Below are 24,357 nucleotides of genomic sequence, written 5' to 3'. Positions count from 1 at the left end.
TCCCCCTTCGGTCCTTAGAGAAGTATATGAGCGTTATTTTATAGGGGGAGTATCAACAACCTCCACCAACTCACCATACTGGTTAAACTCTAATCCATCCCTTACTACTTCTTCACCACTACCATGATGTTCCCGATTGTGACAGTCTTGACAAAGTAATTCTAAGTTATCAAAGTTTAAAGTAATGTTTGGATCACTAATATTCTCAGGTGTTATGTACTCCACATGGTGAACTATCTTTCCAGGATTATTACATTTATCCCCTTCACACAATCCAAATTGAGAAGCAAAATAAGCGTCACGACATTTGCGCCACGCTACTGATTTATAAAACTTCTTTGCATATTCCTTAGCCATTTCTTACTAACCTTAATCCTTTAAAGTTACCAAACTGCTTTTCTACTTTGCGTAAAGCGTAAATAATCTTTACACCCTTTACAGTACTGTAGACAAATGCTACCCCCACACCAATCCAAACAAATATCCACTTATTCGTAACACCAACTAAATATCCTACTCCATATCCAATAGCTCCACATATCAATACAGATAGAGAAGTAATAAACAATACACCTAGTATCATTCCAATTAATCTACCATTATCCATTTACTTCACTCCCATATCAAAGCACTTACAAACTCTCGATCTAATTCCCTAATTTCATGTACAAACTCAACTTCTAAATCAGTCCAAAAATCAGACTCAATCTCTTCGTCTATGTCCTCTTCTAAGTTCGATACGACTGCTTCCATCTTAAACATTTTCTTAGCAATCTCTTCTGCCCTATCTTCCGTGGATGCTATTACCTCAATATGTATCGGTACAATTGCCTCATAACCGTTGTAAACTCTGTATAGGTTCATCTTCTATCCCTCCAAAACAAAAAGAAAAAGCCACCCTCGAAAAGAGAGTGACTTAGATTTATTAATTATTATCGGCTTAAAAACTAATGTAACAACATTTCAATTTTTGTGTAAATATCTCCAGCTTCTTTTTCTGAGATTCCGTATTCTCTTGAAGCCAACTCAGATATTTCTTTATCATACTTATCAATTTTTTCTCCGATGTAATCTTCCCCACTTTTAGTGTAATCATTGTACTTACCAAACATAAAGAAATAGACGTTTCTTTCTAATTCTTGTACTTTTGATAATTTAATAAGTATGTCCAATTTTATTTGTTCTCTATCCATCCCATCCACCTCCCTCCTACCAATATTATACAGGTAAAAGGGAAAATATGGACAAGATTTATGTAAGTATTTTCAATTATTTGTAGAAATTATGTACAATCTTTTTTCACATATTCAAGGCTTGTTAAACCTTTACACTTTGGACATTTTAAACCGTCTCTCATTTTATGATCTGTTACTTCAAAGTCACAATCTTTGTTTAAGCACCAATGTTTAGTTAATGGCATCTTCATTAGTTACCACCTCTAAGTAACTCACCGGTTGCAACCTTCTCCGCTATCCGCTCATACAAATCAGGATCAATATTACCCTCAACAGTTATGTATCTAGTTTTTAAGTATTTATCTATTCTAAAGTACTTTTCCATTTTATTTTGAATCATTTGGTATGTATTATCATCAATTGTATTCGCCGCTTTAACGACAATCATCTGCTCAAACAATTTAAGCATCTCATTACCTAATTCCTTATCGTTTCTTTGCCATGCTTCTAGCATCATCTTTTCAAGTTTCGACTCCCATTCTTTAACTTGCTTTACCATATCCTTTTTTTTACTGCTCTTAAACTCCACATCCATAACTTGAACAACTCTCACGGAACCCATCGGATAACCCATATCTATGTATTCTTGTGCTGCTTTTACTGCATCTTCTATGTGTTCATGATTCGAAATCTTATTCCAATTGGATAGTCTATATTCTGCTATGTACATATTACTCATCACCCTCCAATCTAACATTCTTATGTGACTTGTAATTAATTACTGATTCAATCGTATTAAAAGAAACTCCTAGTCTATCCTTCATCATTAAACAGAAATTTGTTTTACCATCTTCCCATTCTGCAAACTCTTGTCTGATCATGATTACTTCATCTTTAGTCAGACGTCTTTTTTTACTTTTAATATCCTCTACAACATCTGGTGTGAATTGTTCCTTATGTATGATTTTTTCGAGGTTATTATAATTATTATTTAGTTTATCCCTGTCTTTATGGTTAATCGTTAATGGGAATGGAATTAAGTTTCCTTCTCTATCAGTAGTATAAGAATTTTCTCTCCATGAACTTTTTGGCTCCTGTTTCCATGCAGAGTAAACAGCTTCATGAATATACATGCCAACTCTTGCTCCATCGTTCCGTTTAAGCGTAGTCATCAAATATCCATTTTTTCTAATTCCCTTTGCTTTTTGCCCCAACCACTTTCCACTTAATAAACTGTAAATTCGTCCTAGTTCAATATCTATTCGGTAGTGTTTATCAAACTCCGGTAATGGTAACGTACTTTCTAAAATCTCTTTCATCTAACATTTCCCCTTTTCGTTTAATTTTTAGGGCAAGCAAAAAAGCACCTTCAACCATCACTGGCGGTGCTTTCTCCTTACCTCGTCTCAACTAAACTACAGGAGGTTTAACTTTTAACCACTAGCGTACAGACTCATGATCCATACGGTATAAACCTTAAATAAACACAAAAAGAACTCACGCTATCACCTGTTATTGTTCATTTTGCATTTATTTAAAATCACACTTACTCAACACGTTCAACACTAACAACTACACCACTTTGATCTAACACGTACTTAATTCGTTTTGGTTTGTTGTTTTGTTTATCACCAACTTTTTTAGATTTTCTATCCAAAAATACTTGACCTCCCTTGCTAAATCGAATATTATTAGTTATAGTTACGGAATCGTATACGAAAAATTAAATTTTTAAAAAATAAATAAAAATTGTTGTAATCCATTTCTACACATGATAAAATTTGATTGAATAGACAAGTTATGAAAGAAAAAAGAAGGCAAGAATGTTGCCCTCTTTGATCCGTTAGCTCATTACCTTCTTTTCCCTTTAGAGTACTATTTTCATATAATCATAGACTAATCAAAAACGTTGATATGTAACGTTTATTTTGACTTTCTATTTTTTTGAAGGAAACTCATGCGGACACTTTTTTCTCAGCACGTTTTTTCCGCTTTCTAATACGCTCTAGCTTCTTGTTACGCTCCTTTTGACACTCATTACACCTTATTTGCCTCTGTTTCGTTTTATCTGCATGGCAACCACAATCTAAGCATTCTACAACATCATCAATATTTCGTTTTAGATTCCACACAATCACATCACCAAAGCAATCCCACAATAGATTATTATTCTTGCTTTCTTTCATATGTAAGTATTTAACTAGGACATCCGTTATGTAGATATCATCATTTAAAATCTCTCTCAGTTGATTCCTTATTTTTTTGATAACATGAAATTTAACTTGTTTAATACTCTTGTCTTGAATCTTTGCTTGCTTTTTGATTTGCCAATGCTTATTCCTATTTAACCTCTCATATTCACTAATGACTTTATGGGCCATTTCTGTTTCAATATTAACACTTTCGTTAAATAGCAATTTTGTGTAATCGAAAGGATCTACTACTTCTTTAAACTTAATATGCTTCCTGGTGGATTGGATAATTTTATTTTTTTGCAGTCTATTTACCACACTATTATTTATCTCTTCAACTTCATTTTCAAGTTTATCCTTTGCTTGAATAAAGAAGTACGGCACTTTACCTTTCGTATACTGTTTTATTTTCTTATCAATCTCTGGAGGACGTTTAGGCATCCACAACGTTTTCGCATAGTCGATGATTGCGTTATTTTCCCAAGTTAACCAAGATGTAACTCTTAATGAATCCTCATCTACAGTATCGCTATTAAATACCTTCGTGATTTGATTACTGACCTCACCGATATTTTTTCCATAAGCAGCAATTAAACATTTATAAATGTTTTCGTTTGTTATTGTAGATGGTTTCGCTGAAGCTAACTCATAATCCAATGGTACAATATTCTCCATTTCCCTCTTAGCTCTATTGACTATGGTTTTGTTATTTACAATTAAGGCTTCATCTCCATCCACATCAAACTGTAAAACTTTCGACATGAGTGAATGGGAAGATACGAATATACAATCTGTAATAAAATATTTTTTAATCTTATCATTTAGTACATTTGTATTTACAGAATGCTCCTTATGTAAATGTGGGCTACGGAGTACATCTAACTCTTCACCATCCTCATATAACCTACAAGATACCTCACTATTAGATAACAAGCCACTAGGCTTTTCTATGCCAGCAAACAACCATTCCATAAAAGCATATACATCCGGTGAAATAAACGTTCTTTTATTTCCATCTAGTAACAACTTACCTGCATTAGCACGTTTAATCATGGATTTTTGAGTTTTACGGATAACTTCTTTCACATGTTTGTCATTTATAAGACTAGGATAAATTTCAATTGCTTGCTGCAAACTATTTTTACTTTTATTCTCTTCGGTCACACCTAATGATGACTTTATCACCCCAAGGTCATTTCCCATTTTCGCAATATCACTTGCCGACCTTGAAGCAATGTCATTTAATTCGTCATCAGTCATTGTTGTGAGCGTTTGGATCATCTGGTAATTTAATGTCTTATCATCATGATCTTCCTGTTCTTCATTAGCTATACTTGCTTCACACTGATATTCCTTAAATGCTTTCTTATAGTCATCCCAACTATCGAAATATTTCCATGCTTTGAATTGCGACCTGGTAAATAGTATGGAAATTTTATCTTCTATTACGTTCCACTCTTTGCCGTAAATATCCTTGATAATGGGACTAGCACCCTCATGAACATTGATAAAATCAGTAAATGGTGTTGGAATTAATAACCCCTTAAAGTATGGCATTCTAATTTGTATAGCCTTATCACTAACACTCGGCAAACATATCCCTGCACCATCAGTATGAGGTATCAATACTGCCCTTTCCCCTCTAACAATTTCATATGTTTTAGAATCAATATGATCCACTTCCCCAGTAACTAATGTTTCAAAATCATTAACAACTACGCATTCATCTATATTAAAATTTTCAAATGGAATAGAAGCTGTCATAGTTAGAGCTGTATATGCATTCCATTTATTAACGTTCATTCCTCCATTATTATTTATTCTATCCACTGTCAATCCTGCAAGCAATGGATTTTGAATTGCTTTAAGCACATCTTTCTTGATAAAAACTGACTTCTTATTTCTAATACCACCGGCAGAAGAAGTGAAGTATTGGTATTCTTCTCCTGATTCAGTAATAAACCCATTTTCCACTATGCTTTTAAATATGGAGTAATGATAAGCTCTAATCACAATAATATCTGTTGTTGTTTCATTTTCAGTAATTCCAAGTGTTCTCACTAACACAGATTCAAATTGTGAAATTTTATTATAATCATTAAGTGTATCTTGTCTTAGAGTACGAATATTAGTATTGGTATCTAACATCCGCTTTAGTTCTCCCTGGAGTGAGTTAATATGTGTATTAATAAACTTCTTTCGTCTCTTGCAATCAACAGTATACTTCTTCAATTTATTTTTATACCCTCGAAACTTCATTATTTGATTATGTATACTTTGTTCTTCAGCACTCATAAAACTATCTGTACTTATGGAATAAATAAATACCTGTTTACTAAGATTCTTATTTACATTAACTGATTTACTCAAACAACCACTCCTCTTATTTGTTTTTTCATCCAAATAATTCATCTGCTTTTTCTAAAGGGCTGAGTTTCTTAGGCTCCTGTTCATCAAAGTCTGTCATTAGTTCATTCATAAGATCAATACTATCTTCCTCTTGCTTCTTCTTACTTTTCTCACGTTTCTTTTTTGCATCATCGATTTTCTTTTTGATTGAGATTAAACTATTACTTTCATTATTTAAATGATCTTTACTGTAAAACAGCTCCTCTCCTGCATCCATCTCTTTTTTAGCAAGGTATTTCGAACCCTCTTTACTAAACAATATATTGATTCTGTTGTCTGCTTCTTTTAATAGTTCCTTTTGTTGTTTCGTGGCCGAGTTATTTTTCAATGCTTCCTTCGCAACAAAATATTGATAATAATCTTCACTATCAGGAAAGTTAGGCTTACCTTTAATTTCAAATTCTCTAAAACTAATAATTGATTTTTCGATCACGCTAGAAAACTTATCATTTTCGCCTATTGTTTCTACTGCTGCATCATTGATCTTTTCAGAAACAACTTCCTCAACAATTTCACTATGTTCAATCTTCTTTTGGATATGTGTTTTTTCTTCTTCCGAAAAAGGATTGATACGATATGTGTTATCATCTTGCCGTTTCTGATCACGCCCATTAACCATTTCACTTATGTAATCACCAGTATTCTTATAAATAATTTCCCTATCCACTAAATCCTTTATTGTTCTCTTAGCTGTTTTTTCAGTACAGTTTAAAATAGTTGACCATCTAGCGTAATTACACCTAAAACCATTAAATTTATCATTATCAAATCGTGCTACAATACAATGAATATACAAGTCTATCATTCTGGTAAACTCTCTAAACTGGTCAAATGATAATCCATCATACCCCTTAAAGGATGATAGTCTAATATGTAGGTTTGATTTGTTATTTACCTCTTTATTGTTTGTTATTTCTATAACCTTCTTATCCACTAGTGATTGTAAATGTTCCCTAATCCTCTTCTTTGCTTCTGTTTCTCTGCTGAAGAATGGAATTAAATCTAATGATTCATAATAAATCAAATCCACATTCACAATTACTTTTTGTTCTATATTCTTCAAGGTGTCTAATAAACAATACAAATAAAATTCTTCTACAGTTAAGTTATACTCTGACTTCTCCTCCAACAGACAATTGTAAATTTTTATATAAGGCTTCATTAATAGCTTCTTCTCCTTTCAAATTTTAAAAAAACAAAATAAAACAATAAATAAAAGAAAAAATACTTACTTACCTACTCGCTTTTTATCTGTAAGTAAGGTTTATCTGTATTTCTAGGTATATCTGTAATACTGTGTAATTTCATGTTATTTTTAACATCGTTTTACCGACTACTTTGGAAAAATCATGTTATTTTTAACATCCTTTTTCCGTAATATGATGTGATTTTTAACATGATTTTTCCACTACAGAAATTTCGTGTTATTTTTAACATCATTTTGCTGGTCATAATTATGTATGGCTTGATCTAATTCCTTCGTTCTGTGAAATAGAGAAAATACATTACGACTACTCATGTTCATTGCAATTGTGATTGGTTTAAATCCGAACGAAACTAAATAGTCTGATTTTCTTTTGGAATAACAGAAATAATAACTGTGTGTCATAAAATCACCTCCTTTAAATTACAAGTCAACTAGTAATTTATACCAATCTAGGTTTCTCGTAAATTTGTTCCATTGATGTAATATCCCCAAACTCATCATAAGTGGCATTGTATTTCTGCAATCCTGGAAACAAATCATCGGTTAGTTTACTCATTGATTGTTTTAACTTTGGACTTTTATCCATAGCATCAAAAAACTCTGTAAACATAAACTCAAATAGGTAACAATCATCATCTTTTTCGATTCTGTGGACGAATATTAAACTGGTAAAATCCTCATACGTTAATACTTCGGGAGCCTCGTTTATAGCATCCGTTGTAAATTTATCCTTATTAACGTTTATTACTTGTAGTAGATCATGTTTATTAATCCCATGTGCGCTAATATAAGCAGATACTAATCCATAACCATCTAAACTTAATGACACTCGCATATCCTCAATATCACGGATTAAGCCTTTGACTATATGTAGTTGATCATTTATTGATTGTTGATTGACAAACTGACTATTTTTGATTTGGTTTATTTCTTCTTTGAAATGTGAGGTAAATGAGTCTTTTTGTTCAATCCTATAATCACGCAACTGACTATAAAGAGAATAATATCGTTTTAACCATACAAATTGATTAAAGACACTGTATTTGTCTTGTGGTTCAAATTCGATAGGTGAATCAAGTAGCATTTGATTAAATTCTTCTTTTCGATGCCATTAACTTGGTTATAAAAGTATTTCATTCCAGCAGTCGCAACCTTTTGTAGTACACCTGCCAATTGGTATTCATGTCTGTTTACCATAATCTCCATGTCTTTTTTTGCTTGTATTAATTCTGTTTCTATATCGTTTAGATGTTGCTTAACCTCAAAGATATTCTCCATTTCTTCATCCCCTTATAATTTTTTAAAATAAATTTGTCTAAAAACTTTACAAGTAATAATTTATTTGGTATTATCTAATTACACCATTATTATTCATATGGTAAACTTAATATAAGTGTACAGGCGATACCTAATATTTAATTTTAACACCATTGACATTATTAGTCAATGGCTATTTGCTGTGAGTATTTTAGATGCCCCAGTCATCTTTTAATTTATTCAGAAACTTTTGCATGTCTCCATTATCACCAACAACATCAGGGTGAAAATTCTTCGATGCTAATCTGAATATTTTCTTCAATTTCTTCTTTTCATCATCTGTGTAGTTACTGCTATTATTTATATTAAAGTAACCACCAAAATCATTATAACTGTAGTTACTATTAGAATTGTCGTAGTAACTACTTTGTTCTGACTTCTTTTTTTCAAATTGGTTATTGATATATTGCATTTCCAACGCATCTAATGTGTTTTTATTTTTTAACACACCGAATATGTCATAGCACAAATCATAAGAATCTGTACCGTACTTTTCTTCAAATTTTCTTTTTGTCTCTCTATAATTATGTAGTATTTCATCGTGCTTCTTTTTTGTTTTGTATTCCTCAGACTGTTCAAATTCCTTTTTTACTTCGTCAATAATAGGGTCTAATTTTTCGTAAACCATATCGTAAATTTCCTCTACTGAGATACCCATATCCTCTGCCTTATCCTTAATGCTGAATGAAGTACAATCATACAGTGAATATTCCAGGAGATCATAGTAACTCATTGTACAGATTGACCACTGTTTCTTTTTTACCTTTCCGTTTTCACGATAACTTTTATGGATGCTTATCTTATACGCATCAAGTACAGGTCTTTCAAACTTTTCTGGCGAGAATTTATAACCCCATTTAGTTACTGTTAGTCCATCAAATGAATATGTGTGGTTGTCAACCATTAATTTTTTACTGGCTCCATACTCATTTTGTTTTTTATTTTTAACTTTTTGAATAACACAAAACATTTTGTCCCTCCTCCCCGTAGTTATTATATGAATTACTGCCTAGTAACTACATTTTACACCAATAATTAGAAATAGTCAACCTATTACCGAACTATAATACGTTAATATTGTTTAATGTTCGGTTTTTGGTGATTGTGTAAACTATCCAATAAAAGTAAAATTTTATCGTATCTCAATTATAGGGTTATTAGGGTATGCTAAGGGTTTAACACACCCTAAAATGATCACCCTAACCGTTTCATGTTTCTTATCGTGAAATCCAATTGTTTTTGCATATGAACTGTATTTATGTTGGTGTCATTTTTCATCCAGTTCAATAACTCCTGTATCTCTGACAGGTTGTGTTTGTGTGCTTTGTAATTAATGATTTCCTCAGTAAAATTCTTTTCGATGTACTGTTTTAACATTGGTGGTAAATTATAGTTTGCCATGCTGCTACTCCCCTTTTAACAAGTTGTCGTATTGATCTAGACTGATTAGGTCTACATCGGATAAAAAGTCCTCTACGGCTTTGTGGTATGCTTCTGTATCCTCTTGTGTTAAATCCACGTATGATTGCATATATGCAACACCTATCATGATACACCTCCTTTTTAGGCTGTGAGCCAGTTGTATTGTTTATTTTGGAAGTATTGTTCACGTTGATACTGGAGCATTATTTGCACTATACTAACGTACCAATATGCATACAGACACTTGATTTTGTTTGGATTATTTTTCATGATGAAAACTGTACCTTTAAACTGCTTTATGATTTGTGGGATTATTACATTTACATCTGTGATTTTGCAATTATGTGATGCAATCTCTACACGTTTCCATAAATCAGATATAGTTTTAGCATTCATAAAAGGTTTAGCTACTGTAACAAACTCTTCTGGACAATAAGAATTAGGTATAAAAGAAGCATCTAATTCATTTAATTTCGGTTCTCTTACGTAAGTTCTTTGGTTATTAGATGTTAATGTTTCTATTTGCTTTTCTCCCTTTTCCACCTTACTCTCTGTTAGACTTCCACGGTTTGTACGACTAGACATTAGCGACTGGACATCTTGTATAATGCAAATATCGTAACCTCGTCCACCTTGCTTTCTGACAGTAGGAATCCGTTTAATGATACCTAAATCATCCAATGTCTTTAAAGCACGTCTAACCGTCTTTTCGCTCTTATCGATATGCTTTGCTATAGTAGATACTTTCATCCAACTTACACCTGGAATGACACAGGAGAAGCGTGAGAGTAATTTAAGTACTACTACTGGTGATTTCCCTAATTGATCTGCGTAGTAATAACAAGAAAGGCGGACTGCCTCATTTAATTGTTCAATGTCATCAAACGATTGATAATGAATGTAATCATCGTAATAACGCAATTGTTCTGATTGCATAACAAATTATCCTCCTCTAATATGCTGAGAGCAGGATTAACCCTTGTCCTAAATTATGGAACATGATATAATTAGGATACATGATTAGTAGGGTTTGCTACTCAGCAAACACAGGCTCGTTAGGAACGGCAATTCCTATCGGGCCATTTTATTTTGTTTTATAAATCTAATCCAGTTATTGGACTATGCTTATGATACTTCCTACCTATCTCTTGATCACTAAAGTCTAAATAGGCTTTCATGGTAACTTCCACACTAGAGTGACCAAGAATTTTGCTCAAAGTCGCAAAATCGCCTCCATTAAGCAAATAATACTTTGCAAAGGTATTGCGTAATTGATGGACGTGTAAATCCACTCCTACCTTTTTTCCAGCCATTTTAACAGTACGCTCAAAATTACGAATATCTAATTTAGTACCTCTTATTGTTGGAAATAAATATTCTGATTCACTAAACCTGTCTCTATATTGCATCCATCGTTTTAACTCTTGTCTCATTTTGAAAGAGAAGTATACGAAACGTTCTTTCCCACCTTTACCATCAACTCGAATCGTGTTTGTTTTTAGATCCACATCCTGCGGAAGTAATCCACAGATTTCACTCGCACGACAACCAGTATCAAGGCAAAGTTTAACTTGAATGTATGACCTGTATTGGTGAAAAACAGAAATATCAAACGTACTTAATACGGATTTTAAATCATCTTTACTTAATAATTGCTTAGGTTTCCTTTTTACCTTGATATTCTCAATTTGCTTTGTTGGATTAGTGGGAATATCCCCCTCCGTATGCAAGAAGGTGAAGAACACCTTCAGATTTCTAACGTAATTAGCAATCGTTGTTTGTGACAATTCCTTTTTATAATCCCCTCTGTGAGAAGGGAAATTTCGTTTCTCAGAAGTTTTGTTAGCTGTTACGCTATACTTTCCACGCTCACGTAAAAACTTAATATAGGCTCGTAGGTGAGCTGTCTTGACCCTAGATAAATCATCCAAGTTGTGTTCATTCTTCAGGTACAAAAGAAATAGTTGCAAAGTCTGCTGATAACTGGCTAGTGTTTTTCGTGATAAATTTTTGGAATCACAATAGAGTAAAAAACTATCCAACATTAAATCCATTTCTCGTGACAATAGAAAAGCCTCCTATCCATTAGATTTATCCAAAATCCAATAAATAGAAGGCTTATTAATAATTGTTTTAAAATGAGATATTAGTTGGTATAAAATCATGTAAAAAAGAAGTTTATTGGTAACTAGTGTCACCTTTCCTATTTTTTACATCACCCTTTAACCCTTGGTACTACTGGTCTTAACTTACTTTATGTTCAATGCGCAGTTTATCAGCAACCATCGCAATAAATTCCGAATTAGTAGGTTTTGCCTTTGTTACACTTACAGTATAACCGAACATTTTAGAAATGGACTCTATATTGCCGCGACTCCAAGCAACTTCAATTGCATGTCGAATTGCACGTTCTACACGGCTTGCCGTCGTATTATACTTTTTCGCAATATCTGGATACAATACTTTCGTAATGGATCCTAAAAGTTCAATATCATTATAAACCATTGTAATTGCTTCTCTTAAATACATATACCCCTTAATATGTGCGGGAACACCAATTTCATGAATAATACTTGTAATGCTCGCATCTAAATTTAAAGGTTTGTTTTCTTTTTTTACAGATGAATTTGCAGATGGTGGTGCCTTCACATAAGAAGTTGCATTTCCACTTACATCTCTTATTTTGTTCATTAAAGTGTCCATATCGAATGGCTTTAATACATAATAAGAAGCCCCTAAGTCAACAGCTTTTTTTGTTACATCTTCCTGTCCAAATGCCGTTAACATAATAATATTTGGTCGCTTAACTAACTGTCTTTCATTTAACTTTTCAAGAACTGCCAATCCGTCCAAATGCGGCATAATAATATCAAGTATAAGTACATCAGGCTCATGGTCCTCAACTAATTGAAGGCACTCCTGACCATTATAGGATTTTCCAACTACCTCCATATCAGCCTGAGAATTAATATAATCCTCTAATAACATAACTAATTCGCGATTATCGTCTGCAATACATACTCTTACGTTTTCCACAAATAGTTCCTCCCAATCCTTTGTTTATTTATCGTCTTTCACTAATTCGACAGTTAAGAGTGAATTCCTTTTAATTTTTTAATTTTTTCTAAAAAAACTTATGTTTTCTTTGATTTATTAGATTTTACTCCTGTTTTCGACCACTTTCGATAATTAACCACACGCAAATTACACTTTTGTCGAAAAATCTTTATATCGTAAGTATAACACAAAAAAGACGAGTGTTAACTCGCCTTTTCTTCCTTACCATATATATCAATGTCTGCTTCCTGTAACATCCATTCAATGTGGCAGCCATATCCACTTGTCGGATCATTTACAAAAACATGTGTTACTGCACCTATTATTCGGTCATTCTGTATGATTGGACTTCCACTCATACCTTGAACGATACCACCGGTCGCTTCGATCAGCTCTTCATCAGTAACCTTTATTACCATCCCTTTTGTAGCTGGAAATTTTTGTTCAGTACTACTCACAACTTCAATATCGAAACGCTTTACTTTGTCACCATCTACCACTGTTAAAATTTCTGCTGGTCCTTCCTCCACTTGATGAGAAAGACCAATTTCCATCGGTTCATTCATTAAACCGTTATCTATATCTTCATGCAATGTCCCAAATATCCCAAATGAACTGTTTTTAAATATATCTCCTAAAACTTTTCGGTCATTAGAAAATCTAGCTAATTTTTCTCCAGGTTCACCAGTCATCCCTTTTTCGATGGAAGTGACATTTGAACTAACGATCTGTCCAGATTCCACTTCTATTGGTTTTCGGGTATCCATATCAGAAATTACATGTCCTAATGCTCCATAATTTTTTGTTTCTGGATCATAAAATGTCATTGTTCCCACACCTGCTGCTGAGTCTCGGATATATAAACCTAAGCGGAATGAGTTATCCCCTTTACCTTTCACTGGAGATAATTCTGTCTCTTGTATTTCTCCATCCCTTTTTATTTCCACTTTAATCGGCTCACCCGCTTCTCCAAATTCCTGTACAACAGGATTAATATCCGTCATCTCCTCAATTTTGACCCCATCCATCTTTGTAATCATATCCCCAACTTTAATACCAGCATCTTCTCCTGGAGACACATTACCATCTGATGTTTCAATCAAGTGATGTCCAACTACAAGCACACCTTCCGTTTGTACCCTTACTCCAATGGATTGTCCACCAGGTATAACCTTTTTTTCAGGTAAAACAGTTACATCCATTGACCTAAGGGGAAATTTACCTACGCCAAATGAAACGGCAGTATTCTCAGATTGAGAATGAATTCCTTTAATCGTTCTTTTTCCATCAGCTTCTTCACTAATTTCAATTGAATCATCTGATGCGATTGCAGGTAGTGCTGTTGGGACATCATACTCTTGACCTTCAAATACCACTAGATGATTTGGCATTTGAACAAATTGTTGAATTGGAGGATAAAAAGCAGCGGAGAACAGTATTACAAGGAGAATTGCACCAATACTCTTTCGTACGATATTATTTTTCAACCTCTTCACTCTCCTCGCTTCTAACCTACACCTCCACCATGGCTGTATTACTAATTTTGCCTTGAACGACGTCATTTATAACAACAAGAACAGAAAAAAGCTAACCTAATTTGGTTAGCTTTTCTTATACATTGATTTCTTTCATTTTTTTAGCTTGTTCTAACAATTCCTTGGCATGCTGTCTAGTTAGTTCTGTTACTTCAACACCTGAGATCATTCTGCTTATTTCTTCTATTTTCTCATCTTGCTCTAGGGCATGGACAGCTGTTGTTACACGGTCCTCTGCTTGTCCTTTTGAAATAAATAAATGTGTATCTGCCATTGCCGCTACTTGTGGTAAATGAGTAATACACAATACTTGAGAACCCACTGAAATATAATGTATCTTTTCAGCAATTCTTTGTGCGACTCGACCACTAACACCTGTATCCACTTCATCAAATATTAAGGACATAACTCCTTCATGATCTGAAAAAATGGTTTTAAGAGCTAAAATCATTCTGGATATTTCTCCACCTGAAGCAATTTTTGCTAAAGGCTTCAATGGTTCTCCTTTATTCGTTGCAACCATAAAGGAAACGTCATGCATGCCTTGTTGGTTTATATTCAAGCGTTTATTCACATTTGTTAAATCATCTATATCAATTGATTTCATATCGAAGTTAACTTCAAACTCCGTATCCTTCATATAAAGACTTTGCAATTCTTTTTGAATTTCCTCTTTTAAGCGATTTGCTTCTTTTTTGCGGAGTTCCGTAAGATGACTTCCTTCAATAAGCAAATCTTTGGCAATCCCTTCTAATTCCTTCACCCATTGATTTAGACGCTCATCTCGGTTTTTCAATGTATCAATTTCCTCTTCTAATTTAGAGGAGCGCTCCAAGATCTCATTCACTGATCCACCATATTTTCGTTTCAATTGATTAATTTCACTTAACCTATAATTAATCTGCTCAATTCTCTCCGGATCAAACTCAATATTTTCATAATAGTCTCTTAAAGAAAATGCTACTTCCTCTAACAAGTAATAACAATTTGTTATCGTTTCCTTATACGGTGTCAAATTCTCATCAACAGCTGCTGCTTCTTCGATTTGATTCATGGCTACCATTGTCCACTCTAAACCTCGGTTCTCTCCATATAGTGCTTGATATGTATTGAGAACTGTCTTGTATAAGTCTTCTCCATGATCTAACTTCTTTTTTTCTTCTAATAGCTCTTTATCTTCACCTGGATCTAATTTTGCCTGCTCTATTTCATTAAATTGGTACTGGATTAAGTCCAAGCGCTGAATGATGTCTTGTTCATTTTCCGTTAATTGTTTTAATTTATCACGCTTTTTTATAAAAGATTCGTACAGTACTTGATATTCTTTTTTTGCTGATTCAACCTCTTCGCCTGCAAAGCGATCCAACATGAAAATATGCTTGTCTCCCTGTAACAATTGCTGATGTTCATGTTGTCCATGAATATCAACCATCATTTGACCTATTTGACGTAACGTAGCAAGGGTCACTAATTTCCCATTTATTCTACAGATACTTTTTCCTTGTTTAGTAATTTCTCTTTTAAGAAGGACCGTATCCTCTTCGTCTTTTTCCACACCTAAATCATGAAAGAGCTGATTTATCTCGTGTGTACGACTAATTGAAAATATTCCTTCAATTTCTGCACGTTTAGAGCCATGCCTAACAAAATCAACAGAACCTCTACCACCAATTAATTGACCAATCGCATCAATAATAATTGACTTCCCCGCTCCTGTTTCACCTGTTAATACTGTTAACCCTTCATCAAAAGATATCGTAATGTGATCAATAATTGCAAAGTTACGGATTGAAAGTTCCATTAACAATGGTCTTCACACCCTTTGTTCTAATTAGTAGTACTTTTTACAGCATCTCTAAGAAGCGTTCCGCAATTTCTTCCGTTTGATTTTGCTCACGACAAATAATAAGGATCGTATCATCCCCACATATTGTCCCCATCACTTCATTCCAATCTAAATTATCAATTAATGCTCCAACTGCATTTGCGTTACCAGGCATCGTCTTCATTACAATTAAGTTACTTGTATGATCAATGGAAACAAAACAGTCCATAAGGGATCTTTTCAATTTTTGTAATGGGTTAAAACGCTGGTCTGCTGGTAGGCTGTATTTATATCTTCCATCCATCATTGGAACTTTAACTAAATGGAGTTCTTTTATGTCTCGACTAACAGTTGCTTGTGTAACATTGAACCCTAAGCTACGCAGGTGATCAACTAAGTCATCTTGTGTTTCTACCTCATTATTAGTAATAATTTCTCGTATCTTAATATGTCTCTGCCCTTTATTCATATAAACTCCTCCGTATCTTTCCTTCTATTACGATAATAAACGATTTTTCATATTTATACAATTATTGACTTAATTCTCTTCACTACTCATCACGTAAAGAATGAGCAGATGTGGTATTTGTACCTTGCGTGAAAGCGAGTACCTGTTACAAAAAATCTACATCTAAGTTTAACTGAGCCAAAATAAAAAAAGAGTATCTCAAAGCATAAACTTTGAAACACCCTCAATTCCCTATTCTGAATGAGCTTCCTTCACAATAGAAGTAATATCATTTTCTGATTCGAATTTACCTGGAGAAGCATCAGCCGTGTCTTCCATATACATAAGAAACTCAATATTTCCTTCACCACCACGTATCGGTGATGGTACGACACCTATAATTGAATAACCCGTTTCTTCTGAAAAATTTATAATCTTTCTTAAAACAGACTCATGTACTTTAGGATCACGAACAATACCTTTTTTGCCTACCTCTTCTTTCCCAGCTTCAAACTGAGGTTTTATAAGAGCGGAGACTTTTCCTCTAGGTTTTATTATTTTTTTTAAAACTGGGAGAATAAGCTTCAACGAGATAAAGGAAACATCGATTGTAGCAAAATCAGGTAACCCTCTTTGGAAATCTTCAGGGGTAGAGTAGCGGAAATTAGTCCTTTCCATTACTTGAACCCGTTCATCTTGTCTTAACTTCCAAGCAAGTTGGTTATAGCCTACATCAAGGGCATACACAAATTTCGCTCCCTCTTGTAATGCACAATCCGTAAAGCCACCTGTTGAAGCGCCGATATCAAGTACAATGGAATCTTTTAAGTCAATGTCAAATACCACAATGGCTTTTGCTAACTTCAGCCCACCACGACTCACGTAAGGGATAACTTGACCCTTCACCTCTAAATGACTATCCACTTTAACTTTTGTACCCGGTTTATCAACTCTATCTCCATCAGCATAGACTAAACCCGCCATAATGGATCGCTTTGCTTTTTCCCTTGTTTCAATAAGTCCTTTTTCTACGATAAGTATATCTATTCGCTGCTTTTTTTCCATTGGTTAAGCTCGCTGCCTCTTCCTTGGAACTATTTTTTTCGCTTGTTTAACTAACTGATCCGAGGTAAGTCCAATCTCCTCCAACAGCTGAGAAACACTGCCGTGCTCAATAAACTTATCAGGAATTCCCATTCTCTCAACTACCATATGATGATAGTCATTATCATGGAAATACTCTAGCACTGCACTACCAAATCCACCTTGAAGCGCTGCTTCTTCCACAGTAACAATTTTTTGATTCTTCTCTGCTAATTCCTGAAGCATTCCTTCATCTAAAGGCTTGATAGAACGAGCGTTTACAACCTCTACATGTATCCCATCTTTTGCTAATTTTTCAGCTGCTTCCTCTGCAAGTGGTATCATTGTTCCAAACGTTAGGATCGTTAAGTCATCTCCTGGACGCAGAACTTCCCACTTACCTATAGGTATTTCTCTTAAGGTTTCTTCCATTTGAACACCATAGCCATTACCACGAGGATAACGTACAGCGATTGGGCCACCGTCATATTGAACAGCAGTATAAACCATATGCTGTAATTCATTCTCATCTTTTGGCATTAATATTTTCATATTAGGTAGATGTCTTAAGTATGCAATATCAAAAACACCTTGGTGTGTCTCTCCGTCAGCACCAACTAATCCTGAACGGTCAATAGCGAAAAAGACATTAAGATTTTGTCGACAGACATCGTGTACGACTTGATCATAGCCACGTTGCAGGAATGTAGAATAGACAGAGAAAACTGGTTTTAGCCCCTGTGTCGCTAATCCTGCTGCCATCGTTGTAGCATGCTGTTCAGCAATTCCAACATCAAACATGCGATCTGGAAACTCTTTTGCGAATAAATCCAGTTTCGTTCCACCTGGCATCGCTGCTGTTATTGCAACTACCCTTTTATCATCTCTCGCTATCTGTCTTAACGTATTTGCCACTACAGCACTATATCCTGGTGGTCCGGGCTTTTTGACAACCTCTCCAGACTCCATCTTGTATGGCCCTAAACCATGCCATGTACCTTTCGCATCATTTTCTGCAGGTGCATAGCCTTTTCCTTTTTTCGTTAAAACATGGACTAGAACAGGACCCTTTGTTTTCTTTGCATACATTAAGTTCGTATTCAGGTCCTCCAAATCATGTCCATCAACGGGACCAAGGTAAGTAAAACCTAATTCTTCAAAGAACATACCCGAAACAAGTAAGTATTTAAGGCTGTCTTTGACCCTCTCCGCAGTAGCCGCTAACCTACCACCAAAGGCTGGGATTTTCTTAATTAACATTTCAAGTTCATCTTTTGCTTTTTGGTACCTTCCAGCAGTACGCATACGTCCAAGAACATTGTGTAGTGCTCCTACATTTGGTGCAATAGACATCTCATTGTCATTTAATACAACAATAAGATCCTTCTGTTCATGACCGATATGGTTTAACGCTTCTAAGGCCATTCCGCCTGTTAAAGCACCGTCCCCTATTATGGCTACTATATTTTCATTAGTACCCTTAATATCTCTTGCTGTAGCCATACCCATTGCTGCTGATAAGCTAGTGGAGCTATGCCCAGTTTCCCAGACATCGTGTTCACTTTCATTACGTTTTGGAAAACCACATAAGCCTTTATACTGTCTTAGTTGATCAAATTGGTCTGCACGGCCAGTTAAGATTTTATGAACATACGCTTGATGTCCAACATCCCATAAAAACTTGTCTTTTGGACTTTCAAATAATTGGTGAAGAATTAAAGTTAATTCTACTACTCCCAAATTGGGTCCGAGATGTCCACCTGTAACTGACAATTTAGAAATTAAAAAATCGCGAATTTCCTGTGCAAGGTCTTCCAATTCGGTTTTGCTGCATTTCTTTAAAAATGTTGGATCTTTAATGCTAGACAAATCCAAGAAAAACCCTCACTTTCGTTTATTAGTATTGTTACCGTTCTTTTTACGTTTCTTACCATTAAAAATGGATATATTCAATTTTACCTCTAAAATATAAAATAATCTACCCACTTGATAGATGATTTGCGTAGAGTATTGAATTGCTAGAGTTTTACCAACAGATTTCCCGCCTACTGTTAGGGCAGCTACAACACTTGTAAACAGTATGGATATAAGTAATTGAAAGCTTGAACCTTCTTCATACCCAAATTGCATGGCGAGTCGTAACACTACATAGGCAGAGGCAGTTCCACTAATAACTCCAGCAATATCACCAATCACATCATTACAGAAGTTTGCAAATCTATCGGCATTCCTAGTTATTTGAACTGCGTGCTTAGCTCCTGGAAGTTTTTCTGCAGCCATCGCATGGAATGGTCTTTCATTTGCAGCTGTAGCGGCTACTCCTACCGTATCAAATATTACACCAATAAATACAATAATGAATACGATAAACATTCCGATTCCCCATGATACGCCGCTTAAAATTGCTGTTGAGATAATAGCAAAAAGAGCCGCCAACACTAAGGTTATAACGGCTATGATCATACTCCAGTGCAATGATTTCTTAATGGAATCCTTCATTTATATCGTTTCCTATCTTTTAATACTTACGCTATAGTGAAAATACTTATGGCCACTTCATATTATATGTATACGAGTGATCATTTAAAGAGTAAAAACTGCGTCTTAGGTCCAGTAGGTTTTCCCAGATAGGTACCTCAGCGTCGCCGCTGTGGTGGTTTCCCTTTAAACCTATCTTGACGATGTCGCCATTCGTCAGACTGGATTACCACTTAGAACGCACTATAATCCCCTTTAAATGTCCAAGATGGAACAGTCTAGGAGTTTTCCTCAACAGTCCTTTACCATTTTCTATCCTCTTTTGCAGAGCAGATTTCATATGAATGACTGCTGTGTATACAACCTAGCATCCATAATCCCCTCTGACTCCACTCAAGGCAGGCTACGCTGCTCACAAGTTCCCCAACTTGCATTGCAGGTTCATACCTTGCATGTTAGCGTGCCGCGGGAACGACTACTACATGAAAGGCCTCCGCGGTGCAGGGTCAACGCCCACATGCCATTGTGGATCGCCCTAACACCTTTACTCCCAGGAATGACCCAAAGCTGGGCGCCTCAAGCCAAAACTAGGAACTTCATCGATGTGCCCTTTAACGGATTTTTAGGCCCGTTTTCAAAAATGGAGGACCGACTAGAATACTGCATCACCCGGTACGAATATTATATCATGAAAAGAATTTTAAACAATAAACAAGCTTTTCATTCTTGACACAAGTTTTCCAACACAGGAAAAACTTATGTCAGAAATCACTTAATTTGATCTATTTCCGATATATTCTACTATCTCTTTTAACAATGTATGATCAATTTCCACTTTATATAAGCTTTTTTTTGCTTCCTCTAGATGGTAGGCCAATTTTTCCTTTGCTTTATCCATTCCTAGAATACTCGGATATGTACTTTTATCATTTTCTTCATCACTACCAACTGGCTTCCCTAATGCTTCCTCATCTCCAACCACATCAAGAATATCATCTTTAATTTGGAAAGCAATCCCTAGATGTTTTGCAAAAGTTCCAAGAAGTTCAATTTCATTATCAGACGCACCTGAGAGAATCGCTCCAGCTTTCACGGAAACAGCTAATAAATCCCCGGTCTTATGGTGATGAATTCCTTGTAACTCTTCAACTGATAAAGGTTTACCTTCCCCTTCCATATCAGCTACTTGTCCACCAACCATCCCCTCGGGCCCCGCAGCCTCAGAGATATTCTGAATCAGCTTTATTTTTGTTTCAGCGTCTACATCAGCAAGGGAGGAAATGATGTTGAAGCTATATGTGAGTAGCCCATCTCCAGCTAGAATGGCCATTGCCTCTCCAAATACTTTATGATTAGTAGCCTTACCACGTCTTAAGTCATCATCATCCATGGCAGGTAAGTCGTCATGAATTAAGGAGTACGTGTGTATCATCTCAATGGCACACGCAACACTATAACCTAATTCAAACGGCTTGTTATACCCTTTTAGAGTAGCTAATAAAAGCAATGGTCTAATTCTTTTCCCACCAGCTTTTAAAGAATAGCTCATGGATTCCTTTAAGTTATTTGGCGCATCAAGGGCTTCGATTAATTGTGGTAGTTTTTGTTCAATTTGGCTTTTCTCAAGCTTTATAAAATCTTGAAGTGTTAATACATCCACTATGATTGCTCCTCTACATGAAATGGCTTTATTTCTCCATCTTCTGTTAAAACTTGTGTCATTTGTTTTTCAACATGTTGCAAGCGATCATGACAATATTTAGATAATTCCATACCTTCTTGAAACATGGATATTGCTTCCTCTAATGGTACATCTCCCTGCTCAAGCTTGTCTACAACTAACTCAAGTTTTTCCATAGCCTTTTCAAAACTTAATTCATTTGTTTTTTCACTCATTTTTTTCACTCCAGTCTCCCTTAGTTAAATCCTCATAGGTTCGTTCTTTTACATCACACAATACTCTTCCATCCTGTAATCTAATAGTCAACTCAGTGTCTTCTTTTACATCGTCAACTGTTTTGATTAGTTTTCCATCATCATTATAAGCAAGACTATAACCCCGATCCATCATGTTTAATGGACTGAGAACTTTCAATTTTGAGAGTAGTATAGAAAACTTTGATTCTTGCTGATTAGTCAATTGTGTCATAGCCCTTTTCAGCGAATCTTTTAATTGTTCATGTCTGAGTTTCTCTTGTTCTACTTTTATTTGTGGATGAACACGGTGAAGTCTCCCATTGATCTCACGAAACTTATTTTGACTACCCTCTAGTAGGCGTTTTGTTTCCCTACTCAATGATTCTACCAATCGATCAAGCTCTTGTTCCTTTTGCTCAAGCAATTGCTTCGGATATCGAAATGCATATGATTTTTCTAAAAAAAGAAGTTTTTCTTTCTTCATTGAAAGGGTAGATTGCATTCCACGACTGAGTCTATTTCTACGCTCTAGTATCCCTTTTTTTAATTCAACCATATCAGGAACGGCTAATTCCGCAGCAGCAGTAGGGGTTGGTGCCCTTAAATCCGCTACAAAATCACTAATTGTTATATCTGTTTCATGACCTACTGCTGAGATGATGGGAATACTGGATTTGTAGATTGCCTCTGCAACAACCTGTTCATTAAACGCCCATAGTTCCTCTAGAGAACCTCCGCCTCTCCCCACGATTAGCACATCAAATACGGCTGCTTCATTTGCCTGCTGAATAGCCCTAGTAATGGAAGGGGCAGCCTCTGCACCTTGAACGAGAACAGGTAACAACGTCACCTGAGCAACAGGAAAACGTCGCCCTAATGTTGTTATGATGTCTCGTACTGCAGCCCCTGTAGGAGAGGTAATTACACCTATTGATTTAGGCATTAAAGGAATTTTCTTTTTAACAGTGTCAGAAAAGTATCCAGCCATCTCTAATTTTCTCTTAAGCTCTTCATAAGCTAAATAGAGATTACCAATCCCATCTGGTTGCATTTCCTTCACGTATAATTGATACTGTCCATGCGGCTCGTATACGGATATATCTCCTCTTACAAGGACACTCATCCCATTTTTAGGACGAAACTTTAAAAATCTATTATTTCCAGCGAACATAACAGAGTTAACTTTGGAGCCGTCATCTTTCAACGTAAAATACATGTGTCCCCTGCTATGTTGACTAAAATTAGAGATCTCTGCCCTGATCCAAACATTACGGAGAGAATTATCTGTATCTAAAAGGCGCTTAATCCTTCTCGTTAAATCACTAACAGAAAGAAACTCTTGTTTCATTCGTCTCCCCCTTATTTATTTGCTACTCGGTTTGCAGAAATAATTGTATTATGTAATAGCATTGTAATGGTCATCGGTCCTACGCCTCCAGGCACAGGTGTAATATAAGATGCTTTATCCTTAGCTGAATCAAAATTCACATCCCCAACTAGCTTGCCTTCTTCATTTCTGTTAACTCCTACATCTATAACTACAGCTCCACCCTTAACATATTCACCATCAAGGAAATGGGCCTTACCTACAGCAACAACTAAAATATCAGCAGTAAGTGTCAAATCCTTCATGTTCCTAGTTCTCGAATGACAGTAAGTTACTGTAGCATTTTCATTTAATAGAAGTTGTCCAACAGGCTTCCCTACAATGTTACTTCTTCCTACAACTACCACTTGCTTCCCTTCAATATCAATCCCTTTAGATTTAATCATTTCAACGATTCCGTAAGGGGTACAAGGGAGGAAGGCTTCTTGTCCAGTCATCATTCTACCAATGTTTATAGGATGAAACCCATCAACATCTTTAGTTGGATCAATGGATTCAATAACTGCCTTCTCAGAAATATGATTAGGAAGTGGTAGTTGTACTAAAATACCATGAATGTTTTCTTGATGATTTAAGTGATTGATTTTCCCTAATAGTTCTTCTTGCGTTGTTGTTTCGGGGAGCTCATACAATTCAGAATGTATACCTATTTCTTTACATGATTTTTGCTTTGAGCGGACATAGGATTGTGACGCTGGATCTTCACCAATTAAAATGACTGCAAGTCCAGGAGTTACCCCTTGCCTAGTCAGTTTTTCCACTTCCAGTTTCATTTGTTCGCGTTTTTCCTTCGCCAATTCTTTTCCTGAGATAATAATTGCTGACATCATTACTCCCCCATTTTTAGTTTTTGTCTATATATTATTTGATAATGATTTATGCAACAAGTACTCGCTTTCTGCTAG

The 24,357-nt window shown here is 35.2% G+C and carries 27 protein-coding genes; all 27 read right to left on the bottom strand.

Annotated features, from left to right (window positions below):
• Nucleotides 1-33: 33 nt before the first annotated feature.
• Nucleotides 34-357, bottom strand: coding sequence for an HNH endonuclease (locus BW724_RS09050; protein ID WP_088074919.1), 324 nt, complete (start codon nt 355-357; stop codon nt 34-36).
• Nucleotides 350-607, bottom strand: coding sequence for a hypothetical protein (locus tag BW724_RS09045; RefSeq protein ID WP_088074918.1), 258 nt, complete (start codon nt 605-607; stop codon nt 350-352). The genes BW724_RS09050 and BW724_RS09045 overlap by 8 nt, the downstream gene beginning before the upstream one ends.
• Before the next feature lie 5 nt (nt 608-612).
• Nucleotides 613-864 carry a hypothetical protein gene (locus BW724_RS09040; protein ID WP_088074917.1) on the bottom strand — a complete coding sequence of 84 codons (252 nt, stop codon included), beginning with the start codon at nt 862-864 and terminating at the stop codon, nt 613-615.
• Nucleotides 865-947: 83 nt separating this feature from the next.
• Complete coding sequence (locus tag BW724_RS09035; protein ID WP_088074916.1) at nt 948-1,193, bottom strand: hypothetical protein; 246 nt, start codon at nt 1,191-1,193, stop codon at nt 948-950.
• Between the two features lie 232 nt (nt 1,194-1,425).
• Nucleotides 1,426-1,905, bottom strand: a complete 480-nt coding sequence (locus tag BW724_RS09030) for a hypothetical protein (protein ID WP_088074915.1) — start codon at nt 1,903-1,905, stop codon at nt 1,426-1,428.
• Nucleotide 1,906: 1 nt separating this feature from the next.
• Nucleotides 1,907-2,494: a hypothetical protein gene (locus BW724_RS09025; protein WP_088074914.1), complete on the bottom strand. Its 588-nt coding sequence runs from the start codon at nt 2,492-2,494 to the stop codon at nt 1,907-1,909.
• Between the two features lie 636 nt (nt 2,495-3,130).
• A complete protein-coding gene (locus tag BW724_RS09020; RefSeq protein ID WP_140354942.1) occupies nt 3,131-5,737 on the bottom strand; it encodes a hypothetical protein in 2,607 nt (868 codons plus the stop codon).
• A 25-nt stretch (nt 5,738-5,762) separates the two neighbouring features.
• Nucleotides 5,763-6,938: a hypothetical protein gene (locus BW724_RS09015; RefSeq protein ID WP_088074912.1), complete on the bottom strand. Its 1,176-nt coding sequence runs from the start codon at nt 6,936-6,938 to the stop codon at nt 5,763-5,765.
• A 246-nt stretch (nt 6,939-7,184) separates the two neighbouring features.
• Nucleotides 7,185-7,385 (bottom strand): DUF5659 domain-containing protein, encoded by a 201-nt coding sequence (locus BW724_RS09010; protein WP_088074911.1) that lies wholly within the window; start codon nt 7,383-7,385, stop codon nt 7,185-7,187.
• 37 nt (nt 7,386-7,422) lie between these two features.
• A complete protein-coding gene (locus BW724_RS09005) occupies nt 7,423-8,067 on the bottom strand; it encodes a hypothetical protein (protein WP_176371354.1) in 645 nt (214 codons plus the stop codon).
• Nucleotides 7,995-8,261 (bottom strand): hypothetical protein, encoded by a 267-nt coding sequence (locus BW724_RS09000; protein WP_088074909.1) that lies wholly within the window; start codon nt 8,259-8,261, stop codon nt 7,995-7,997. Before BW724_RS09000 ends, BW724_RS09005 begins: the two co-directional genes overlap by 73 nt.
• A gap of 190 nt (nt 8,262-8,451) precedes the next feature.
• Entirely contained in the window at nt 8,452-9,270 is an 819-nt protein-coding gene (locus tag BW724_RS08995) for a hypothetical protein (RefSeq protein WP_088074908.1), read from the bottom strand.
• A gap of 224 nt (nt 9,271-9,494) precedes the next feature.
• Entirely contained in the window at nt 9,495-9,701 is a 207-nt protein-coding gene (locus BW724_RS08990; protein ID WP_088074907.1) for a hypothetical protein, read from the bottom strand.
• Nucleotides 9,702-9,705: 4 nt separating this feature from the next.
• Nucleotides 9,706-9,849 carry a hypothetical protein gene (locus BW724_RS23570; protein WP_176371353.1) on the bottom strand — a complete coding sequence of 48 codons (144 nt, stop codon included), beginning with the start codon at nt 9,847-9,849 and terminating at the stop codon, nt 9,706-9,708.
• A 14-nt stretch (nt 9,850-9,863) separates the two neighbouring features.
• A complete protein-coding gene (locus BW724_RS08985) occupies nt 9,864-10,658 on the bottom strand; it encodes a helix-turn-helix domain-containing protein (RefSeq protein ID WP_088074906.1) in 795 nt (264 codons plus the stop codon).
• 158 nt (nt 10,659-10,816) lie between these two features.
• Entirely contained in the window at nt 10,817-11,776 is a 960-nt protein-coding gene (locus BW724_RS08980; RefSeq protein ID WP_088077789.1) for a tyrosine-type recombinase/integrase, read from the bottom strand.
• A gap of 190 nt (nt 11,777-11,966) precedes the next feature.
• Complete coding sequence (spo0A, locus tag BW724_RS08975; protein ID WP_088074905.1) at nt 11,967-12,758, bottom strand: sporulation transcription factor Spo0A; 792 nt, start codon at nt 12,756-12,758, stop codon at nt 11,967-11,969.
• Between the two features lie 224 nt (nt 12,759-12,982).
• Nucleotides 12,983-14,266, bottom strand: coding sequence for a SpoIVB peptidase (gene spoIVB, locus BW724_RS08970; RefSeq protein ID WP_088074904.1), 1,284 nt, complete (start codon nt 14,264-14,266; stop codon nt 12,983-12,985).
• Nucleotides 14,267-14,390: 124 nt separating this feature from the next.
• The gene (gene recN / locus BW724_RS08965; protein WP_088074903.1) at nt 14,391-16,121 is read right to left on the bottom strand and encodes a DNA repair protein RecN; all 1,731 of its coding nucleotides are present in this window, start codon (nt 16,119-16,121) and stop codon (nt 14,391-14,393) included.
• Between the two features lie 37 nt (nt 16,122-16,158).
• A complete protein-coding gene (gene ahrC / locus BW724_RS08960) occupies nt 16,159-16,608 on the bottom strand; it encodes a transcriptional regulator AhrC/ArgR (protein WP_088074902.1) in 450 nt (149 codons plus the stop codon).
• A gap of 231 nt (nt 16,609-16,839) precedes the next feature.
• Nucleotides 16,840-17,652, bottom strand: a complete 813-nt coding sequence (locus tag BW724_RS08955; RefSeq protein WP_088074901.1) for a TlyA family RNA methyltransferase — start codon at nt 17,650-17,652, stop codon at nt 16,840-16,842.
• Nucleotides 17,653-17,655: 3 nt separating this feature from the next.
• On the bottom strand, nt 17,656-19,545 hold the full coding sequence (gene dxs, locus BW724_RS08950; protein ID WP_088074900.1) for a 1-deoxy-D-xylulose-5-phosphate synthase: 1,890 nt from the start codon (nt 19,543-19,545) through the stop codon (nt 17,656-17,658).
• A 9-nt stretch (nt 19,546-19,554) separates the two neighbouring features.
• Entirely contained in the window at nt 19,555-20,169 is a 615-nt protein-coding gene (locus BW724_RS08945) for a CNNM metal transporter family protein (protein WP_088074899.1), read from the bottom strand.
• Nucleotides 20,170-20,920: 751 nt separating this feature from the next.
• Nucleotides 20,921-21,811, bottom strand: coding sequence for a polyprenyl synthetase family protein (locus tag BW724_RS08940; protein WP_088074898.1), 891 nt, complete (start codon nt 21,809-21,811; stop codon nt 20,921-20,923).
• Nucleotides 21,808-22,044, bottom strand: coding sequence for an exodeoxyribonuclease VII small subunit (locus BW724_RS08935; RefSeq protein WP_088074897.1), 237 nt, complete (start codon nt 22,042-22,044; stop codon nt 21,808-21,810). Before BW724_RS08935 ends, BW724_RS08940 begins: the two co-directional genes overlap by 4 nt.
• Nucleotides 22,037-23,413: an exodeoxyribonuclease VII large subunit gene (gene xseA, locus BW724_RS08930; RefSeq protein ID WP_088074896.1), complete on the bottom strand. Its 1,377-nt coding sequence runs from the start codon at nt 23,411-23,413 to the stop codon at nt 22,037-22,039. The genes BW724_RS08935 and xseA overlap by 8 nt, the downstream gene beginning before the upstream one ends.
• Nucleotides 23,414-23,424: 11 nt before the next feature.
• A complete protein-coding gene (gene folD, locus BW724_RS08925) occupies nt 23,425-24,279 on the bottom strand; it encodes a bifunctional methylenetetrahydrofolate dehydrogenase/methenyltetrahydrofolate cyclohydrolase FolD (RefSeq protein WP_088074895.1) in 855 nt (284 codons plus the stop codon).
• Nucleotides 24,280-24,357: the final 78 nt, after the last annotated feature.

Source organism: Litchfieldia alkalitelluris (genome assembly GCF_002153425.1).
GTDB lineage: Bacteria > Bacillota > Bacilli > Bacillales > Salisediminibacteriaceae > Evansella > Evansella alkalicola.
The sequence above is the reverse complement of the archived record's forward strand: the minus strand, read 5'-3'. Positions and strand labels throughout refer to the sequence as shown.

What these genes read in the sequence shown, in the direction of transcription:
- BW724_RS09050 (WP_088074919.1), bottom strand. Translation starts at nt 357, where the DNA reads ATGGCTAAGGAATATGCAAAGAAGTTTTATAAATCAGTAGCGTGGCGC.
- BW724_RS09045 (WP_088074918.1), bottom strand. Translation starts at nt 607, where the DNA reads ATGGATAATGGTAGATTAATTGGAATGATACTAGGTGTATTGTTTATT.
- BW724_RS09040 (WP_088074917.1), bottom strand. Translation starts at nt 864, where the DNA reads ATGAACCTATACAGAGTTTACAACGGTTATGAGGCAATTGTACCGATA.
- BW724_RS09035 (WP_088074916.1), bottom strand. Translation starts at nt 1,193, where the DNA reads ATGGATAGAGAACAAATAAAATTGGACATACTTATTAAATTATCAAAA.
- BW724_RS09030 (WP_088074915.1), bottom strand. Translation starts at nt 1,905, where the DNA reads ATGTACATAGCAGAATATAGACTATCCAATTGGAATAAGATTTCGAAT.
- BW724_RS09025 (WP_088074914.1), bottom strand. Translation starts at nt 2,494, where the DNA reads ATGAAAGAGATTTTAGAAAGTACGTTACCATTACCGGAGTTTGATAAA.
- BW724_RS09015 (WP_088074912.1), bottom strand. Translation starts at nt 6,938, where the DNA reads ATGAAGCCTTATATAAAAATTTACAATTGTCTGTTGGAGGAGAAGTCA.
- BW724_RS09010 (WP_088074911.1), bottom strand. Translation starts at nt 7,385, where the DNA reads ATGACACACAGTTATTATTTCTGTTATTCCAAAAGAAAATCAGACTAT.
- BW724_RS09005 (WP_176371354.1), bottom strand. Translation starts at nt 8,067, where the DNA reads ATGCTACTTGATTCACCTATCGAATTTGAACCACAAGACAAATACAGT.
- BW724_RS09000 (WP_088074909.1), bottom strand. Translation starts at nt 8,261, where the DNA reads ATGGAGAATATCTTTGAGGTTAAGCAACATCTAAACGATATAGAAACA.
- BW724_RS08995 (WP_088074908.1), bottom strand. Translation starts at nt 9,270, where the DNA reads ATGTTTTGTGTTATTCAAAAAGTTAAAAATAAAAAACAAAATGAGTAT.
- BW724_RS08990 (WP_088074907.1), bottom strand. Translation starts at nt 9,701, where the DNA reads ATGGCAAACTATAATTTACCACCAATGTTAAAACAGTACATCGAAAAG.
- BW724_RS23570 (WP_176371353.1), bottom strand. Translation starts at nt 9,849, where the DNA reads ATGATAGGTGTTGCATATATGCAATCATACGTGGATTTAACACAAGAG.
- BW724_RS08985 (WP_088074906.1), bottom strand. Translation starts at nt 10,658, where the DNA reads ATGCAATCAGAACAATTGCGTTATTACGATGATTACATTCATTATCAA.
- BW724_RS08980 (WP_088077789.1), bottom strand. Translation starts at nt 11,776, where the DNA reads ATGGATTTAATGTTGGATAGTTTTTTACTCTATTGTGATTCCAAAAAT.
- ahrC (WP_088074902.1), bottom strand. Translation starts at nt 16,608, where the DNA reads ATGAATAAAGGGCAGAGACATATTAAGATACGAGAAATTATTACTAAT.
- BW724_RS08955 (WP_088074901.1), bottom strand. Translation starts at nt 17,652, where the DNA reads ATGGAAAAAAAGCAGCGAATAGATATACTTATCGTAGAAAAAGGACTT.
- BW724_RS08945 (WP_088074899.1), bottom strand. Translation starts at nt 20,169, where the DNA reads ATGAAGGATTCCATTAAGAAATCATTGCACTGGAGTATGATCATAGCC.
- BW724_RS08935 (WP_088074897.1), bottom strand. Translation starts at nt 22,044, where the DNA reads ATGAGTGAAAAAACAAATGAATTAAGTTTTGAAAAGGCTATGGAAAAA.
- xseA (WP_088074896.1), bottom strand. Translation starts at nt 23,413, where the DNA reads ATGAAACAAGAGTTTCTTTCTGTTAGTGATTTAACGAGAAGGATTAAG.
- folD (WP_088074895.1), bottom strand. Translation starts at nt 24,279, where the DNA reads ATGTCAGCAATTATTATCTCAGGAAAAGAATTGGCGAAGGAAAAACGC.